We start from the raw sequence: 16,211 nt of genomic DNA on the forward strand, positions 1-16,211 counted from the left end.
TGGTTCAAAACGGCGGCTTGATCACCTTGGCGCAGGTGCCTTTGATCAGTTTCACATTGCGGCCGTCGCTCAAGCTCAATGACTGCACAAAGCTGCCAGTTTTGCGGTCCACCACAAACTCTTCGCCTGTGATCATCACGCCAAAGCGCTGGAACATCGCTGGGCGGTAAATCTTCAGGCGTGTGCCCATCAGGCTGAGCGTGCCGGCTCGGCTTTCAGAGATGGCGATCTTGCCTTGGTACCATCCAGAATTTTTTTCAAAATCGATCTCGGCCATGGTGATGCGCGAGGGCTCGTTCTCTTTGATGCCCAGCGCCAGCTGACCGTCCAGGTCCAGTGCCAGCTCGCAGATCAGATCCATCTTGCCCTTGTTGGCGCCAGGCATAGCGACTTCTCCGCTGAGTTCGGAGGGGGCCGTGGCACTGTTGCCCAGCGTGTGAACCAGGCCCCAAACGCCGCCCATCACCAACAGGCCGATGGCCACCCCGATGGCAGTGTGTTTGAACATGGATGTGCCTCTCACAGAAGGTTAAGGGATGCCCATGGCCAACCGGTAGCGGGTCGCCCTGGGCCGGATCGGTGGCCTGCAGCGGTCATTGATTGAGCACCGTGATGCTGACCCGGCGGTTACGCGGGTCGGCCGGGTTGCCAGGCACGTTGGGGTTGGTGTCGGCCACGCCCTCGATGCGTGAAAACCGGTTGGGGCTGATGCCTTGGCCTTGCATGAACTGGCGCGTGGCCTCAGCACGTTCGGTGGACAAAGACCAGTTGTTGCGCAGGCTTTCAGGCGGAAAACCCGTGCTGTCGGTGTGCCCCCGAATGGCCAGTTTGTTGGGCAAAGGCTTAAGGGTTTTGGTCACTTCGGTCATCAAGGCTGCGGCCTTGGCGCCCATCTCTGCACCGCCCGAGCCATACATCGCGAAGTCGGCTTTGTCGATCACCTCGATGCGCAAGCCTTCTTTGTCCCGGGTGATGCTGACCTGGTCTTTGATCTTTTCGAACTGTTTGCTCTCCGAGAGTTTTTGTTTGATCTCTTTTTCCAGCTTGTCGAAGTTTTGTTTGTCTTGTTGACCTGCCGAGCCGCTGCCGCCGCCTTGGCCCGGCGAGCCTGAGCCGCTGTCTTTGCCGGGGTCTTGCTCCGAGGGACCGTCTTTGTTGAATTCCTCTTTGGAGGAGCCAAAACTCTCGGCCGGACCGCCCTGGGCCTGCGGCGTCAGACGCTCGAGCATGGCGCTTTGTTTGGCGGTGAACGGGAAGCCGTCGGTGTCGATGATGGACTGACCGCCGAACAAACCGTTGGAGCCGGCCAATTCGCCAAACACAATTTGGCTGTGCGAGGCTGGTCTGAAGTAGTCAGCCACGCTTTTGCGCTTGTCTTCTGTGCTGGCGCCCAAGAGCCACATCAGCAAGAAGAACGCCATCATGGCCGTCATCATGTCGGCCAAAGCGATCTTCCAGGCGCCACCGTGAGCCCCTGCGTGGCCATCGTCGGCAATGATTTTTTTGACAATGATGATGGGCCGCGCTGCTTCCGCAGCGGCTGCTTCGGCTGCTGCGACTTCTTCGGGCGTGCCCGGCGCGGCTTTGTCTGCCTCGGCCATCAGGAGCCTCGCATGCCGTCAAAGACTTCGGAGAAGCTCGGTTGGCTGTGGTGCGCAATACAGGCGCGCGCCGATTCGATGACCAGTGGCTGGGGATAACCTTTGAGGTTGCCCACAATCATTTCACGGATCACGTCCAGAGCCTGTGCGTCTTCGTTGATGATTTGAGTCAGTCGGCCAGAGAAGGGCTCGAACATGCCATAGGCCAAGAACACGCCCATCAGCGTGCCCACCAAGGCCGAACCGATCAGCGCACCCAGCACTGGAGGAGGCTGGTCGATGGAGCCCATGGTCTTTACCACACCCAACACGCAGGCCACGATGCCCAGCGCGGGCAAGCCGCCGGCGATACCGGCCAGCGCCGCGGGTGCCAGCATCGCCTCGTGGTGGTGGACTTTGATGGCTTTTTTCATCAAATCGTCCAAGGCATCTGCGTCCAGATTGCCCTGGGAGATCACCATCAGACGAAGCGGGTCGCAAATCATTTGAACGATCGCGTGGTCTTTGGCCAATTTGGGAAACTCGCCAAAGATGGCGCTTGAATCGGGGTTTTCAACGTGCGATTCCAGCGCCACCACGCCCTCTTTTTTCATCACCGACTGCAATTTGCCGACCAAGAGCATCAAGGCCAGGTAGTCTGCCTGGTGGAAACTGGGCCCTTTGATGCACTTGCCAATGCCTGCCATGGCGGCTTTGAACACAGGGAAGCTGTTGGCCACCAAAGACGCGCCGATGGCCGATCCGCCAATGATCAAAAATTCGAAGGGGGCCGCCTTGATGATGGGCGCCATCTTGCCGCCAGCGATGACATAACCGCCGAACACTGCCCCGAACACCACCGCTAAACCAATAAAGAAGAACATGCTGGCCCTTTTGTTTTACACCATGCACCAAACACCGATGCACCAACCCAATGTCCATTGGAAAATCAAATCCACCGCATTGCCCAGCAAGAGGACAGGCAAACCCAAATACAGTGCGCCCCAAGCCCACCCAGCCGCAGTCAAACGGGCTTTCGGGATGTCATGGCCCAAAATGGTCTGGTCTTTGGGGGCTGACATGGTCTTTTTTCCAAGTACGCTTGTGTGAATCGGTTGCAATGGCGGAATCTTGAGTTGAAATTAAAAAATTTGCCTATTATGACAAATATGAATACCACTTGGGACCATTTGCCGCGAAGCCAGTGGGAACAATTGCACGCGGCGCAGCAAGGCGCTTTGCAGCAGTCCTGGGCCTACGGCGACGCCTTGATCGCGTTGGGCGTGGGGGTGCGCCGGGCCATGGTCTGGCAAGACGGGAAATTGTTGGCTGTGGCCCAGTTCATGTGTCGGCGTATTGCAGGCTACCTGTCCTTGGCCTCGTGTACACGTGGCCCCGTGTGGCAGCCAGATGTCTTGCCCGAGCAAAGGGCTGAGGTGTACCGGCTGCTGCGACGTGACATGCCTTTGCCGCGCCTGAAAGTGGTGCTTTTTTCTCCCGACCGAACGGCTGACCAGGTGAGCGCTGCCGAAACCCGTGGCATGTCGCGTGTGATGACGGGTTACGCCACGGTGCTGCTGGACTTGACCTTGCCACTGGAAGCGTTGAAGGCTCAGATGGACGGCAAGTGGCGCAACCGGCTGGGCAAAGCCCTGTCGAACGAAAAGATCCGGTGGCATGTGCAACCCAGCCTCAAGCGCTGCGAATGGTTGCTGGGCAAAGAGCTGGATCAGCGTGAAGCCAAAAAGTTCCATGGTCTGCCCACCGCGTTTGTGAGGGCTTATGTGGATGCCCACACCGAGCCCCAACAGGCCTTTGTGGTGGCCTATGCCGAGTTGGGCAAAAACACCATCGGGGCCATGTTGTTCCTGATCCATGGCCGTGTCGCCAGTTACCATATGGGTTGGACTGACGATGAGGGGCGCCAGCTCAACACCCACAACGCCTTGCTGTGGAAAGCCATGGCTTACTTGAAAGTGGCAGGCATCGAGGTGCTCGACTTGGGGGGCGTCAACACCCACGACTTGCCGGGCATTTCGCGTTTTAAACTGGGCGCAGGTGGACATGCTGTCAGCCTTGCTGGAACTTATTTTTGAGAACGAACATGACATTGCCAAGGTTTTCAATGCCGCCTCTGGTGCTGGTGGTTGGCTGCGCTGTGGGCTTGCTCAGCTTGGCACCGACGGTGGCTTTGGCCTGGACGCGCATTGGCGAGACCCCCGAAGTGACCCTGTACGTCAACCGAAATTCGATTGAAAAAGTTGACACCGTTCGCCGGGTCTGGGAGATGCAGGACCTGAAAACACCGGACGCCGAAGGTGTCCGGTCCAGACGCTACCTCAACGAGTACGACTGCAACTACAAGATGCACCGCATGGGGCAGATGACCAGTTTCTCCGGCCCCAAAATGACCGGCGAAAAAGTGGCCACCGTCAATGAAATGGGTTACTGGCGCAAGATTCCGCCCAACGGTGTTTTCGTGCTGACCTACATCGCTGTTTGCATCGAGTGACGGGCGCTGTTCAGCCTTGAAGTCTGCGCCAGCGGTCTCTGGCCAGGTGCTCAGGGCTTGACCGCGGCAGCAGCCGCGCCATTGGTAGCAGCAGGGTTGGGCGCGGTGTTGGCGGGCTCGCCGGGTTTAGGGGCGGTGTAACGCGGGAACTGCACGGCCCTCTCGCGCGAGGCGGTGGCATTGTTCTTTTGCAAGGTTTCCAAATACCGCTCTTTTTGCAGTGTCACCAAGGCCTCGACATCGCGCTTGAGACCATCCACATTGCCGACGGCAGACTTCAACGACTTGACCTCGTTGCCCAGCGATTGAACCGCATTGGCCTGGGTTTGAAGCTTGGCGTTGATCCCCTGCACTTGGCGAATCACCGAGTCGCTGCTGGCAGCCACTTGTTTGGCCGTCTCGGTGGGCACGCTTTGCACCAGGCTTTCTGATTGCTTAAGCGAGGCATCAATCCGGCCTTCGATTTGCCCCTGCGACTTGGTCAGCGCCATTTGCTGCGAGGCCAGTTCTTTGACGCTCTGGTTGACACCCTCCAGTGACTCCATCCCCGAGTTGAGCTCGACCACCCGTTTGCCCACAGCCATCAGCATGGCATCGAGCTGGTTGATGCGACTGACCAGCCGCACCCCCATGATCAAAAAGAAAATCAGACTGACGATGAACACGCCGCCGGTGATGACCAACAAAAGTCGGGCTTTTTTATGCCCGGCATCGGTCAGCTCCTTGAATTCCTGGGTGGTCAGTCTGAGCTGGCTGCTCACATGGGCAGCTGCCTCTGCCGACTTGGTGGCGATGTCTGCAGAGTCCAGCACCACTTGAGCCAGGGACTGGTATTGCTGGTAGGCCCGCTGGTCCACCGTGATGCCGACGTGCAGCGGTTTGGCCGCAGGCGCTTCGGCCTCGGTGCTGGCGTGCACAGGGGCAGCTTCGCTTTCCATGCTCATGGCTTCGGTCTCGGCGTCGGGTTTGAATGTGTTCTCGCTCATGGTTTTTTTCCTCGGGCTTGAAAGAGGGGCTTCAGTCTTTGGAGCTGTTCCTCCAATAGGGCGTTGCGTGCCCTGAGTTGGGCCAGACGGCTTTTCACAGGGTCATCTTGGTCCCACAGGTGGGCTTCATCCAGCATCAATACCGTCTTCGCGGGCGCTTCAGGCTGGGCTTGTGCGGCTGGGGCGCTTGTTGGAGGGCGTGCTTTTGAGCGGGTTTTGGACCGGGTTTTAGCCCGCGGCTTCGCAGGCCGTTGCGCAGGTGTTCGAACCGGTTCAGCGGGCGCAGCCAATTCAACGGGTGCGATGGCTTCAACGGGTGCTACGGCTTCAACGGCTTCAACGGCTTCAACGGCTTCAACGGGTGCCGTGGTGACCATGTCCTTCGCAGGCTCCGTGGGTTGTGCGGCCAATCTTTCTTCGAGGGGCGCCGTCAGCTCATCTGCCGGGACTTTGGGCGCAGGCTTGGTTTTCTGGGCCGTGCCTTTTTTTGCGACTTGGGGGCCTGGCGCTTCATTGGCCTTTTTCACTTTTTTCGCCTCAGCAGAAGGCGCCGGTTTGCGTTGGCGCTTGCTTTGAGGTGCAGTGTTTCCAGGGCCTTTGGCCTTTGGGGCTTGGGGCTCGGCGGTGTCAGTGCCCTCGGGCAAGGTCACGGCATCGGTCATGGCATCGGAAGTGACGGTGTTTGGGGTCATGGATAGATGTCCGTGGCTCAGGTCGGGCTCTTGAGCTGTTCTTGCAAACTGCGCGTGGGGCGCACCCAACTGCGAGGAATACCGGGTCGCTTGGAGGCCTCGTAGCCCTGACCCACCTCATTGAAAGGTCCGGACACGATCACAAAATGCGCCAGCTTTTCACCAGGTCGGTAGGCGGCCACAATCTGCGCGTCTTTCAAGGCCGGATGTTTGCGCTGGATATCCAGCACCTTTTCGTAGCTGTTGGAGGTGCCGTGCTGCAGCAAGAAACTGCTGGCATCAAGTTTTTTCAACCAGGCGTGCGCGTTCAATGTGGCCTCGGGCGCCTCGATGGCAGGCTCGCTGGGCTGGGGGACTGTGGCTGTTGCTGGCATGGCTTGCGCGGGTTCTGTCGCCACAGGAGTTGCCGTTGTCTGCGGCTGTGTTGTCGCGGCCGTCGCAGGCAGGGGCAGGTTTTTAAGGGCAGGGGTGGCCAAGGGCTGAGTTGATTTCAGGCCAAAGGCCTCGGGTTGAATCCACAACATCATCAGCGTGGACATCACCAAGGCGAAGGCCACCGCAGCGGCCACTTTGGCGTTTTGCCGAAGCCATGTGGTGACTGGTTTGACGCCCACACCCGAAGCACCCAAGGCCTGCAAAGCCGCTGAGCCGTGTTGTTGGAAGGCCAGAAATTTGTTTTTCAGCGACGAGCTGGACGCAGAGCGTGGAGGCGAGGGCATCGACGCTGAAGCCGTTGTCTCTGCTCCCGCGGCGGCTGGCACGAGGGCAGCCTGAAAAGCGGTCGCCAGCTCAGGGCGTTGCTGGCGCTGGATGCGCTGGACCAGTTGTTGTGCTGCGCTGAAGTGCCCTTCGTGTCGCGCCAAATCGAGCGCGGCTTGCGCTTGTTCCTCGGTCGGGGCTTCAATGTCCCAACGCAAAATTTTCCGGCCAAAGGCCGACAATGGCGATCTTTCGCTGTGGGTCTGGCCCGACATCAGCAAGATGGCCCGGATGTTGGCACCTGGAAAATTTTGGATCAGCCGGGCCAGCAATTGGATCTCGCTTTCTGGCAAGGTCTGCGCGTCGTGCACGATCCAGACTTGCGCCTGGTTCGCAGTGGCGGTGGCTTTCACCGCTTGGTTCAGGGATTGGTTGGCCAGCACTTCGTTGAAGCGGTCCAGCAAGGAGTCGGTGTTGGCCGGAAAGTAAACCTCGATGCGGTGGTTGGGCGCCTGTTGTCGCAGACGGGTCAGCAACAGGTTCACGTAATGATCAAGCAGCGCTTCAAAGGGGCAGTAGAGCGCCAGGCTCAAGCCCTCATGGGCCACGGCGTTGGCGCAGCCTTCGATGCGCATGCGATCAGCCGCACGGAAAACGTAGTTGTTCAAGGCGCTGTCAGGTTGGATGGGGATGTTCATGCGCGGGCTCCAGCTTTTTCAAGCCGACTGCCGTCAGGGTTGAACAGCATGCTTGGCGGGACTTTGACTTTGGGTTTGGCCTGAGGCGGGTTCATGGGAGAGGCCGCTTCCAGGCTGAAGACATAGGCGATCACTTGGGCCACCGCGTGGTACAGGTCTTCAGGTACTTGTTGCTCGACTTCGGTGGTGAAATAAATCGCGCGGGCCAGGGGTGCAGCTTCGAACAAATGCACGCCGTGCGCCTTGGCTTCTTCTCGGATGAGGGCGGCCATGTGGTCCGTGCCTTTGGCAACCATGATGGGTGCGCCGTCGCCGGTGGGGTCATATTCGAGCGCCACCGCGAAGTGCTCTGGGTTGGTGATGACCACATCGGCATCCTTGATGCGCTGCATCATGCGCGAGTTGGCCATTTCACGTTGACGGCGGCGGATTTGGGCTTTGACCTCTGGGCTGCCTTCCATCTGCTTGTATTCGTCTTTGACCTCTTGCTTGGTCATGCGCATTTTTTTGTTGAATGCGTATTTTTGGTAGGGCACGTCGATCAAAGCAATCAGTGCCAAGCTCATGGCCACCAGCAGGGCCGACTTCATGATCATGAGGCCGGCAGCCGCCAGCGCCGGCTCCAAGCCCATTTGACCCATCTGGATCAGCGAGTCCATGTTGGACATGAGTGACCACCACAGCACAGCCGAGACCACAGAGAACTTCAGGACTGCTTTGCCCAGCTCCACCAGGGCGTGTGTGCCAAAAATACGGCCCAGTCCGCTGACCAGGCTGAGTTTGGAGCCTTTGGGCGCAACGGCTTGCAAGGAAAACAGATACCCCCCAGTCACGCCCGAGGCCACGATGGCCCCAATCACAGTGAAGACCATTATGGGCAGCACGGTGACAAAGGACGACAACATTTGATCGCCAAAGTGTGCGGGCAGCAAAAGGGGTTTGTTCAGAGTGGTCCGGTCAAATACAAAGCCGTTGGCAAAGACAGTGGCCATGCGGCTGATCACCCAGCCGCCGGACATCAGCAAAATGGTCAGGGCGCCGATCACAATGACGGCTGCAGGCAATTCGGAGGAGCGCGCGACTTGGCCGTCCTCACGCGCCTTGCTGAGTTTTCTGGCCGTCGGCTCTTCTGTTTTGTCGTCGCTCGACGCTTCAGACATGGGGAACTCCCATCACGTCACGCACCACGTTGAAACCCTGCACCCACAGCCACTCGATGCGCGCACCGATACTCTCCATGGAGATGATCAGCACCAGGAAGCCGGCGATGATCATGGCTGGGAAACCCACTGCAAAAATATTCAGACTGGGCGCTGCCCGGGTGACCACACCCAGCCCGATGTTGATGAAAAGCAGCGACACCATGACGGGCAAAGCCATCAACACCGCGCCCAAAAAGACCATCGAGCTCCACTGCAGCACGCGACCGTAAATGTTCTGGTTGAGGATGGAGGTGCCGATCGGCAGCGAATGGAAGGACTCGGAGATCATTCCCAGCAAGATGGCGTGGCCACCAAAGCCAACAAAAATCAGGGTCGACATGACGATCATCAATTGCGAGATGACTGGCACGTTGCCCATGTTGGGATCCACCATGTTGGCCATGGACAAGCCCATGGCGGCGGCAATGCTTTGGCCGCCGACCACCACGGCAGCGACCACCACCTGCAAGATCAGGCCCATGACCGCACCGATCATGATTTGGTTGAACACTTCCACCAAACCGGGGGCAGTGGACGGGTCCAGCAAGGGCCATGTGTGCAAGGGATAAACCAGCCAGGCCAACACCAGGGCCAGCAAGATCCGCAGGCGCAGATTGAACGCGGTCAGCGAGAAAATTGGGGCCGTGACCATCAGGGCCGAAATGCGCAGCATCGGCCACAAAAAGGTATAGAACCTCTCAATGACGTCGGCGGCCAGGAAATTCATGGTGCGTGGGGCCCGTGCTCAGGAGAACAAGGCAGGAATACGCAAGAAGATGCTGCGCGTGAAGTCGATCAGCGTGACCAGCTGCCAGCTGCCAAAGAGGAGCAAGGCCAGGGCCAAGGCGATGAGCTTGGGGATGAAGCTCAAGGTGGACTCGTTGATGGAGGTGGCAGCCTGGATGATGCCGATGACCAGGCCAACAGCCAAGGCCACGCCCAGCAAGGGCGCGCACACCAACACGGCTGTCCACAAGGCATGCCGTCCCAAATCAATGACCATGGCGGTGTCCATCTTTGTCTCCTTAAGGTATGGCGAAGCTGGCGGCCAAAGAACCCATGATCAGGCTCCAGCCGTCCACCAGCACAAACAGCATCAGTTTGAAAGGCATCGAGATCATCATGGGCGACAGCATCATCATGCCCATGGACATCAGGACGCTGGCCACGATCAGGTCGATCACGACAAAGGGGATATAAATCAGAAAACCGATGGTGAACGCGCTCTTCAACTCAGAGGTGAGGAAGGCGGGCACCAAGGTCATGAAAGGCACTTCTTGCGAGCTGGCAACGCTTTTGTTGCGGGCGATGTCCATGAAGATGGCAATGTCATCTTCACGCGTTTGCAAGAGCATGAAGGCGCGGATCGGCTTTTCGGCAGCGGCCAGCGCTTTGTCAAACGACAGCCCTTGGTTCATGTAAGGCAGCAGGGCGTTTTGGTACACATCGTTCAGAACGGGTGACATGACGAACAGCGTCAAAAACAGCGACAGCCCCACGATGACCATGTTGGGCGGAGTCTGGCCGGTACCCAGCGCTTGGCGCAAGATGGACATGACGATCACGATGCGCACAAACGCCGTCATCATCAGCAGCACCGAGGGCAGCACCGAGAGGGTGGTCATCAGGGCCAGCAGCTGCAGCGTGATGCTGTACTGCGTGCCTTTGCCGGTGTTGGTGCTGGTGATGGCTGGCAAGTCCGGGGCAGCTTGCGCCAAGACGGGCAGCAAGCCCAACAGCACGGTGAGGGTCAAGCCCAAAAGAACAGAACGCTTCATGGTGTGGTGTTTTCAATCTCGGCCGGCTCGCACTCTGAAGCGGCCATCAAGGGGGTCAGCACGGTCATGTGTTGTGCGGTGACGCCGACCAAAATTTCGCGCTCGTCAAGCCGAATGAGCATGATTTTTTGACGCGGACCGACGGACAGCGTTTCCAGTGTCTGCAAGCGTTGGGTGCTTTTGCGCATCAGGAGGGCGCCGTTTTGCAGTTTGCGCAATCCCCACAGCAGCGCCAGCAGCAGGCCGATGACAAAAATGAAGCTGAACAGGTATTGAAGCCAGTCCCCCAAAGTCCATGCCGAGCTCATACCCAAGTGCTCCAGCTCACAGGTTTTCGAGTCGTTCGGAGGCCGGCACCACGCGCGTCAGGCGAATGCCATAGCGGTCGTTGACCAGCACCACCTCGCCTTGGGCGACCACGGTGTTGTTCACCAACAAATTCAGGGGTTCGCCGGCGATGCGGTCGAGTTCGACCACGCTGCCCTGGGTCAGGCGCATCAGGTCGCGGATTTTGATCACGGCGCGTCCCACTTCGATGGACAAAGTCACGGGAATGTTTTGCAACACGTCGACGTGGATTTGGCCTTTGGTGCCCGCTTCCGGGCTGAATTCGGTGTCGTTGTTCATATCGCTCATGGGCGTTCCTCGATGGAGTTCAAGCGGTCAGGTTGGGGCTGATGGGTTGCACGATCTTGACAGCCACTTGGCTGCCCAGAGCGCCGACTTCCACATCGAACACTGGCATGTCTTCGATCATGGCCCGAGCCGACTCGGATTTTTTGAAAGGCAGGACATCGCCCGGTTGCATGGTCTGCAGTTGGTGCAAGGACATGCTCATTTTGCCCAGCAAGATTTGAAGTTCGAGCTCGGCATCGCGCACCGCATCGTCCAGTTGGGTGCGCCAAACTTTGTCGGATTCTTCGTTGCCATCGCCGGTTTGAACACGGCTGCGCAGCACGTCGCGCACGGGCTTGAGCGCCACGTACGGGATGACCATGTCAATGAAGCCCGAGCCTTGGTTGCTGGAGTCGGACTCAAAGCGGCTGAGCACCACCAGGTCATTTTCGTCGGCAATTTGCGCGAACTGGGGGTTGATTTCCGAGCTGACGTGTTCGAAGTCAATCGGCGCCACAGGCGCCCAAGCTTCCTTGAAGGACCTGAAAAAGACCTGCAAGATGATTTTGATGATGCGCGCTTCGGTCGGTGTGAAGAGGCGGCCGGGAGGCAGCTGGCCCACACCGCGGCCAAAGCCGCCAAAGAAACTGTCCAGAGAGCTGAAGACCACGGTGGTGTCGATCACCACCATGGCATAGCCCCGCAGCGGTGCCATGCGGATGATGTTCACCGACAAGGGGGCCTTGAGGTCTTTGATGTAGTCGCCAAAACGCACAATTTGTGCCCGGGTCGGGTTGACGCGGGGGCTGGTGCGCAGCACTTCCAACATGCCGAGTCGGAACATGCGGATGAAGCGCTCGTTGATCATGTCCAGCGAGGCGACGTTCACCCCCAAGCTGCTGTCCTCTGCGGCTAGGTCGTGTTTGCGGACCTGAACATCCAGGTTGTAGCCCGTCTCGTCTTCCATGCTGCCGTCGTTGAAACTGGCCGACAGGGCGGCGAGTTCTTCCGGCGACAAGAGGTTTTGGGTATCGGACATGGTGTTGGCAATCGGTCAAATTTACAAATCACTGCACCACAAAGCTGGTGAAAAAGACTTCTTCGATGCCGCCGAAGTCTTCGTACTTTTGCAGCACGGCGTTCATTTCTTCCCGGATCTTGGCCGCGAGCTCTTTGCGGAACTCGGGCTTGGCCAAATCGGCATCGGTCATTTGACGCATGGTGTCCAGCGCCACCGAGCGCAGTGCAAACTCATGCTTTTTCGCGTTCTTGAATACACGCTCGTCGTAGTGCGTCATGATGGCCAAATTCAACTGAATGACCTTGCGGGTGTTCGTCAGGTTGGAAACCAGAGGCTTTTCCAGTTCCATGTAGCTGTTTTCAAAACGTTGTAGCTCGGGGGATTCCTTGGCCACTTTTTGAGGTGGTGCAGGCTCGCTGGCACCGGCTTTGCTGTCGGCGGCGCCTTGCTCCAGGGTTTTGAGTGCTTCTTCGGCAGCGCGTGTGTCTTTTTTGTCAAAAAAGCCCGTGACAAACATGGTGCCGACAGCCGTGCCGACCAACAACAAGATGGCCACCAGTGCAATCACGATGATCTTGATCAGCGGTGATTTCTTCTTGCCTTCAACTTCAATTTCTTCGTCTGCCATGTTCACTCCTTGATTGATTCCGCGTCAAACCAACACATCCCAGCCGTCTTGGCCCATTTTCATGCGGGGGGCATTGAGCACAGGCGCTGCCAGGGGCGTGGGGTCGTTATTTTCGGTTTTCGCCGATTTTGACATTTGGCTGGGTGTCGACTCTCCGCCACGTTGCTGGGTTTGACCATCGCCTACGTTCAAAGAAGCAACATTCATGCCCATTTGGCTCAGTGTTTCCCGGAGTTTGGACATGCCCTCCTGGAGCAATTCACGGGTGAGCGCCTGTGGGGCCGTGAACACCGCATCCATTTCGCCGCTGCGCATGCGCATTTCCACTTCAATGTGTCCAAGTGTCGCAGGTCGCAGCGACAGTTTCAGGTGCCATTGGCCTTTTTCGATCTCGGACAAAATCCGTTGGCCCACCGCTTGGCCCATTTTTTCCGCCAGATCCTGTACTTTTTCGCTCCTCTGGGCGGCATTGGCGCCGGCGGGCGGCAGGTTATCTGCTTGACCCGTGTCAGCCTGCGGGGCGGCGGTGCTGGCTTCCAAGCGATGGCCGCTGTGTCCTGATAAAGGGGTGGGATGCGCTGCGCTGGCGGTGTCACCTTCTTGCATGAGGCTGTCCAGCAATTCAGGTGTGGCCACTTGTGACAGGTCTATTTCGCTCAAAGCGATCGCGGTTTTGGGAGTGACGGTGTCTTTGATCTGGTTGGCGCTGAGGCCATTTCGCAGCATCCAGACAGCGGCCGGCGCAGGGGGCGTTGCCAAAAGTTGGAGTTGCACCTCTGCCGCATCTGCCGTTGCTTCTGGCGAGGCGGCGTTTGCGCGGGCTTTTTCCGTGGACTGGCCCATGACCCACAGGGCAGCGCTGTTGAGCGCGTTTTGGGCGATCTGCATGTCAGGCTCGGTCACTGCGCCGCTGGTCGCTGCAGGGGGCAGCGTGGCACCGGTGACGGTGCTCGCAGATGTTGTATTTGCAGTTCCCATTGCCTCGGCGCTGATGACAGTGGCGCCATTTTGCAAGCCTGTGTCGACAGGCAAGGCCGCTGGCACCGTGCCCATGAGCCATTGAACGGCGGTTTCGTCCAAGCCTTGCGACCTGGCGAATGCCTCCAGGCTTTGCTCGTCGGGCAAAGTGGTTTCAGGTGTGATGACATTCAGGTGAGGGCCCCAATGCACGGCTTTCAAAAAGTCCCCGCCGACTGGACCCATGAGGCGGGACAAACCCATATCGGCCATCGCTTGCCCATCAGCCTGTTTGGCGATCGCAGTTTCTTGTTCCCCGGTGCTTGCAGCCGTTGCCGCGTTGCGGCTCGCCGGATTCAGGACACCGGACATCACTTGGCCAAATTCAGACGCATCGGCGCGTCCATCTTTGTTGTTTTTGGACTCTAAAGTTTCTATTTTTTGAGTTGGGGTGGCGCGGACAGGTGAGTCAATCAAAGTCGTGGTCATGGGTGTTGCGTCTTGAGTGTGTTTTTTGATGGTTTCACGGGCTCTAAAAGCTGCGGTGATTTTTTGCCGCTGCACGATGGTTGATTCAGTGTCAGCAAGTTGCGCACCAGCTTTTACGAGCGACGTCGACCCCATCGATCAGCAGGTGTCGGTTTGCATGGCATGTACTTTGCTTAAAGGTACTGAAACTTTGACACCCCCAGCCCCTGTTGCTTCTCCCAGCGCTTAATTTGCCATGACCACTTTGACCCTGTCCGCCATCCGACAGAACTTCGCGCGCTTCGATCTGGCGGGCTTGGGTCTGCCTGCTTTGGTTTTGTTGATCATGGCGATGTTGGTGGTTCCGCTGCCCCCCTTGTTGTTGGACATCCTGTTCACCTTCAACATCATGATTGGCCTGGTGGTCATCATGATCGCCATTGGCACGCGCAAGCCGCTGGAGTTTTCCTCTTTCCCATCGGTGCTGCTGTTCGCCACCATGCTGCGCTTGGCCCTGAACGTGGCTTCCACCCGAGTGGTGCTGGTCAACGGCCACGAAGGTCCCGAGGCGGCCGGCAAAGTGATTGCTGCATTCGGTGAGTTCGTGATCGGTGGAAATTACATCGTTGGCTTTATCATTTTTGTGATCTTGATGATCGTCAACTTCTTTGTGGTGACGAAGGGCGCAGGCCGAGTCTCCGAGGTCAATGCCCGCTTCACCCTGGATGCGATGCCTGGCAAGCAAATGTCGATCGACGCGGACTTGAACGCCGGTGTGATTGACCAGGAAACCGCCAAAAAGCGCCGAGAAGAGTTGGCCCAAGAGTCCGACTTTTTCGGTTCCATGGACGGTGCCTCCAAATTTGTGAGCGGCGACGCCATGGCCGGCCTTTTGATTCTGATCATCAACATCGTGGGGGGCTTGGCCATTGGCATCGGCCAACACAACCTGTCGGTCGGCGATGCCAGCCGTATCTATGTGCTGTTGACCATTGGTGACGGCTTGGTTGCGCAGATCCCATCTTTGTTTTTGTCACTGGCCACCGCCATCATCGTGACCCGGGTGACGACTTCCGAGTCGATGACCGAGCAGGCCACCACCCAGTTGTCGAATGTGCCGGCCCTGTTTATCGCAGCCGGTATCTTGACCATTCTGGGTTTGGTGCCCGGCATGCCGCATTTGGTGTTCCTGACGCTGGCCGCTGCCACCGCCGGCATGGCTTTCATGGTCATGCGCAAGCAAATGCAACTGGAAGAAAGCGCGGCCACGCCCGCTGCGCCCACCAGCGATGCCCCCAAAGAGCTGGATTGGGACGATGTCGAACAGGTGGATTTGATCGGTTTGGAGATCGGCTACGGCTTGATCCCTTTGGTCAACGTGGAGTCGGGCGGGCAGTTGATGACACGCGTGAAGGGCGTGCGCAAAAAGCTCTCTGCCGAATTGGGCTTCCTGGTGCAACCGGTGCGCATCCGGGACGCGCTCAACCTCGAACCTGACGCTTACCACATCGTCTTGAACGGCGTGGTGCGAGGTCGCGGCGAAGTCAAAGTGGGTCGCGAATTGGCCATCAACCCCGGCAAGGTGTACGGCAAAATTGAAGGCCAGCCCACCAAAGAGCCAGCCTTTGGTCTTGAAGCCGTGTGGATTCAACCGGTCTTGCGCGACCAAGCGCGAGCTCTGGGTTATACCGTGGTGGACCCGAGCACGGCCATCGCAACCCACATGAACAAGGTTCTGCGCGACAATGCCTCCGAGCTCATGAGCCATGACGAGGCGCAGAAACTCCTCGACAAATTGGCCGCTAAATCCCCCAAGCTGGTGGAAGAGTTGGTGCCTGGCAAATTGTCTTTGGGTGTGGTGACCCGTACCCTGCAAAATCTGTTGCAAGAATCGGTGCCTATCCGTGACATGCGCACGGTGGTGGAAGCACTCACTGAAGTGTGTGGGCGCACGCAAGATCCCGACCAATTGACCCAATTGGTCCGCCCCAAGCTCGGCCGCATGATCGTGCAGAGCCTGACTGAAAATCGCGACACCTTGTCGGTCCTGACGCTCGACCCTCAACTTGAGCAGCTGCTGCACAACGTCTTGCAGCAAAACACCAACGCCGCCGGTATGGTCTTGGAGCCTGGCTTGGCCGAAAGCCTGTTTGCGGCGCTGCGCGAAAGTGCCCGGACCACCGAAGAGCAGGGCTTGCCAGCCGTTTTGGTGGTGTCACCCGCCATACGGCCCTGGATGTCCCGTGCCGTTCGTTACCGCGTGAGTGACCTCACCGTGCTGTCTTACAGCGAAATCCCAGATGACCAGGCCGTGAAGGTGATCAACACCGTGCAAGCCGATCCACGTAACAACGCCAATGGCGTGAAGAGCTGAT

19 protein-coding genes are annotated in these 16,211 nt (G+C 58.2%); 3 read left to right on the forward strand and 16 right to left on the reverse strand.

Features of this window, described 5'->3' with window-relative positions:
• Positions 1 to 4: 4 nt before the first annotated feature.
• The 4 genes from ACHEXL_RS04875 to ACHEXL_RS04890 form a co-directional block, all read right to left on the reverse strand.
• A complete protein-coding gene (locus tag ACHEXL_RS04875) occupies positions 5 to 508 on the reverse strand; it encodes a hypothetical protein (RefSeq protein WP_416560897.1) in 504 nt (167 codons plus the stop codon).
• 85 nt (positions 509 to 593) lie between these two features.
• Positions 594 to 1,601 (reverse strand): flagellar motor protein MotB, encoded by a 1,008-nt coding sequence (locus tag ACHEXL_RS04880; protein WP_416560898.1) that lies wholly within the window; start codon positions 1,599 to 1,601, stop codon positions 594 to 596.
• The gene (motA, locus tag ACHEXL_RS04885) at positions 1,601 to 2,464 is read right to left on the reverse strand and encodes a flagellar motor stator protein MotA (protein ID WP_416560899.1); all 864 of its coding nucleotides are present in this window, start codon (positions 2,462 to 2,464) and stop codon (positions 1,601 to 1,603) included. Before motA ends, ACHEXL_RS04880 begins: the two co-directional genes overlap by 1 nt.
• Positions 2,465 to 2,479: 15 nt before the next feature.
• Complete coding sequence (locus ACHEXL_RS04890) at positions 2,480 to 2,662, reverse strand: hypothetical protein (protein ID WP_416560900.1); 183 nt, start codon at positions 2,660 to 2,662, stop codon at positions 2,480 to 2,482.
• Positions 2,663 to 2,749: 87 nt separating this feature from the next.
• On the opposite strand from ACHEXL_RS04890, the gene ACHEXL_RS04895 reads away from it, so the two are divergent.
• Together ACHEXL_RS04895 and ACHEXL_RS04900 are read left to right on the forward strand one after the other, a co-directional pair.
• A complete protein-coding gene (locus ACHEXL_RS04895) occupies positions 2,750 to 3,676 on the forward strand; it encodes a GNAT family N-acetyltransferase (RefSeq protein ID WP_416560901.1) in 927 nt (308 codons plus the stop codon).
• A gap of 8 nt (positions 3,677 to 3,684) precedes the next feature.
• A complete protein-coding gene (locus ACHEXL_RS04900; protein ID WP_416560902.1) occupies positions 3,685 to 4,092 on the forward strand; it encodes a surface-adhesin E family protein in 408 nt (135 codons plus the stop codon).
• Between the two features lie 50 nt (positions 4,093 to 4,142).
• Here the strand turns inward: ACHEXL_RS04900 and ACHEXL_RS04905 are convergent, their stop codons facing one another.
• Genes ACHEXL_RS04905 through ACHEXL_RS04960 form a run of 12 tightly spaced genes read right to left on the reverse strand, consistent with a single transcriptional unit; the run spans position 4,143 to position 13,857 of the window.
• Positions 4,143 to 5,078: a hypothetical protein gene (locus ACHEXL_RS04905; protein WP_416560903.1), complete on the reverse strand. Its 936-nt coding sequence runs from the start codon at positions 5,076 to 5,078 to the stop codon at positions 4,143 to 4,145.
• The gene (locus tag ACHEXL_RS04910; RefSeq protein WP_416560904.1) at positions 5,075 to 5,770 is read right to left on the reverse strand and encodes a hypothetical protein; all 696 of its coding nucleotides are present in this window, start codon (positions 5,768 to 5,770) and stop codon (positions 5,075 to 5,077) included. Before ACHEXL_RS04910 ends, ACHEXL_RS04905 begins: the two co-directional genes overlap by 4 nt.
• A 17-nt stretch (positions 5,771 to 5,787) precedes the next feature.
• The gene (locus ACHEXL_RS04915; RefSeq protein ID WP_416560905.1) at positions 5,788 to 7,167 is read right to left on the reverse strand and encodes a hypothetical protein; all 1,380 of its coding nucleotides are present in this window, start codon (positions 7,165 to 7,167) and stop codon (positions 5,788 to 5,790) included.
• A complete protein-coding gene (gene flhB, locus ACHEXL_RS04920; protein WP_416560906.1) occupies positions 7,164 to 8,327 on the reverse strand; it encodes a flagellar biosynthesis protein FlhB in 1,164 nt (387 codons plus the stop codon). Before flhB ends, ACHEXL_RS04915 begins: the two co-directional genes overlap by 4 nt.
• Positions 8,320 to 9,096 carry a flagellar biosynthetic protein FliR gene (fliR, locus tag ACHEXL_RS04925; protein WP_416560907.1) on the reverse strand — a complete coding sequence of 259 codons (777 nt, stop codon included), beginning with the start codon at positions 9,094 to 9,096 and terminating at the stop codon, positions 8,320 to 8,322. The genes flhB and fliR overlap by 8 nt, the downstream gene beginning before the upstream one ends.
• Positions 9,097 to 9,114: 18 nt before the next feature.
• The gene (fliQ, locus tag ACHEXL_RS04930; RefSeq protein WP_416560908.1) at positions 9,115 to 9,384 is read right to left on the reverse strand and encodes a flagellar biosynthesis protein FliQ; all 270 of its coding nucleotides are present in this window, start codon (positions 9,382 to 9,384) and stop codon (positions 9,115 to 9,117) included.
• 10 nt (positions 9,385 to 9,394) lie between these two features.
• Entirely contained in the window at positions 9,395 to 10,147 is a 753-nt protein-coding gene (gene fliP / locus ACHEXL_RS04935; RefSeq protein WP_416560909.1) for a flagellar type III secretion system pore protein FliP, read from the reverse strand.
• Positions 10,144 to 10,455 carry a flagellar biosynthetic protein FliO gene (gene fliO / locus ACHEXL_RS04940; protein WP_416560910.1) on the reverse strand — a complete coding sequence of 104 codons (312 nt, stop codon included), beginning with the start codon at positions 10,453 to 10,455 and terminating at the stop codon, positions 10,144 to 10,146. Before fliO ends, fliP begins: the two co-directional genes overlap by 4 nt.
• Positions 10,456 to 10,471: 16 nt before the next feature.
• On the reverse strand, positions 10,472 to 10,783 hold the full coding sequence (gene fliN / locus ACHEXL_RS04945) for a flagellar motor switch protein FliN (RefSeq protein WP_416560911.1): 312 nt from the start codon (positions 10,781 to 10,783) through the stop codon (positions 10,472 to 10,474).
• A gap of 19 nt (positions 10,784 to 10,802) precedes the next feature.
• The gene (gene fliM, locus ACHEXL_RS04950; protein ID WP_416560912.1) at positions 10,803 to 11,801 is read right to left on the reverse strand and encodes a flagellar motor switch protein FliM; all 999 of its coding nucleotides are present in this window, start codon (positions 11,799 to 11,801) and stop codon (positions 10,803 to 10,805) included.
• A gap of 28 nt (positions 11,802 to 11,829) precedes the next feature.
• Positions 11,830 to 12,411, reverse strand: coding sequence for a flagellar basal body-associated FliL family protein (locus tag ACHEXL_RS04955; protein WP_416560913.1), 582 nt, complete (start codon positions 12,409 to 12,411; stop codon positions 11,830 to 11,832).
• 24 nt (positions 12,412 to 12,435) lie between these two features.
• Positions 12,436 to 13,857: a flagellar hook-length control protein FliK gene (locus tag ACHEXL_RS04960; RefSeq protein ID WP_416560914.1), complete on the reverse strand. Its 1,422-nt coding sequence runs from the start codon at positions 13,855 to 13,857 to the stop codon at positions 12,436 to 12,438.
• A 235-nt stretch (positions 13,858 to 14,092) separates the two neighbouring features.
• On the opposite strand from ACHEXL_RS04960, the gene flhA reads away from it, so the two are divergent.
• Complete coding sequence (gene flhA / locus ACHEXL_RS04965) at positions 14,093 to 16,210, forward strand: flagellar biosynthesis protein FlhA (RefSeq protein ID WP_416560915.1); 2,118 nt, start codon at positions 14,093 to 14,095, stop codon at positions 16,208 to 16,210.
• Position 16,211 lies beyond the last annotated feature (1 nt).

Origin of the sequence: Limnohabitans sp. YIMB22184, from assembly GCF_048020265.1 — a bacterium.
In the GTDB taxonomy this organism is placed as follows: domain Bacteria; phylum Pseudomonadota; class Gammaproteobacteria; order Burkholderiales; family Burkholderiaceae_C; genus Limnohabitans_A.

Bases quoted from the DNA above. Each gene is read 5' to 3' on its own strand.
- ACHEXL_RS04875 (WP_416560897.1), bottom strand. From the start codon at position 508: ATGTTCAAACACACTGCCATCGGGGTGGCCATCGGCCTGTTGGTGATG.
- ACHEXL_RS04910 (WP_416560904.1), bottom strand. From the start codon at position 5,770: ATGACCCCAAACACCGTCACTTCCGATGCCATGACCGATGCCGTGACC.
- flhA (WP_416560915.1), top strand. From the start codon at position 14,093: ATGACCACTTTGACCCTGTCCGCCATCCGACAGAACTTCGCGCGCTTC.
- fliO (WP_416560910.1), bottom strand. From the start codon at position 10,455: ATGAGCTCGGCATGGACTTTGGGGGACTGGCTTCAATACCTGTTCAGC.
- ACHEXL_RS04960 (WP_416560914.1), bottom strand. From the start codon at position 13,857: ATGACCACGACTTTGATTGACTCACCTGTCCGCGCCACCCCAACTCAA.
- ACHEXL_RS04905 (WP_416560903.1), bottom strand. From the start codon at position 5,078: ATGAGCGAGAACACATTCAAACCCGACGCCGAGACCGAAGCCATGAGC.
- motA (WP_416560899.1), bottom strand. From the start codon at position 2,464: ATGTTCTTCTTTATTGGTTTAGCGGTGGTGTTCGGGGCAGTGTTCGGC.
- ACHEXL_RS04880 (WP_416560898.1), bottom strand. From the start codon at position 1,601: ATGGCCGAGGCAGACAAAGCCGCGCCGGGCACGCCCGAAGAAGTCGCA.
- fliM (WP_416560912.1), bottom strand. From the start codon at position 11,801: ATGTCCGATACCCAAAACCTCTTGTCGCCGGAAGAACTCGCCGCCCTG.
- ACHEXL_RS04955 (WP_416560913.1), bottom strand. From the start codon at position 12,411: ATGGCAGACGAAGAAATTGAAGTTGAAGGCAAGAAGAAATCACCGCTG.
- fliR (WP_416560907.1), bottom strand. From the start codon at position 9,096: ATGAATTTCCTGGCCGCCGACGTCATTGAGAGGTTCTATACCTTTTTG.
- flhB (WP_416560906.1), bottom strand. From the start codon at position 8,327: ATGTCTGAAGCGTCGAGCGACGACAAAACAGAAGAGCCGACGGCCAGA.
- fliQ (WP_416560908.1), bottom strand. From the start codon at position 9,384: ATGGACACCGCCATGGTCATTGATTTGGGACGGCATGCCTTGTGGACA.
- fliP (WP_416560909.1), bottom strand. From the start codon at position 10,147: ATGAAGCGTTCTGTTCTTTTGGGCTTGACCCTCACCGTGCTGTTGGGC.
- ACHEXL_RS04890 (WP_416560900.1), bottom strand. From the start codon at position 2,662: ATGTCAGCCCCCAAAGACCAGACCATTTTGGGCCATGACATCCCGAAA.
- fliN (WP_416560911.1), bottom strand. From the start codon at position 10,783: ATGAGCGATATGAACAACGACACCGAATTCAGCCCGGAAGCGGGCACC.
- ACHEXL_RS04900 (WP_416560902.1), top strand. From the start codon at position 3,685: ATGACATTGCCAAGGTTTTCAATGCCGCCTCTGGTGCTGGTGGTTGGC.
- ACHEXL_RS04915 (WP_416560905.1), bottom strand. From the start codon at position 7,167: ATGAACATCCCCATCCAACCTGACAGCGCCTTGAACAACTACGTTTTC.
- ACHEXL_RS04895 (WP_416560901.1), top strand. From the start codon at position 2,750: ATGAATACCACTTGGGACCATTTGCCGCGAAGCCAGTGGGAACAATTG.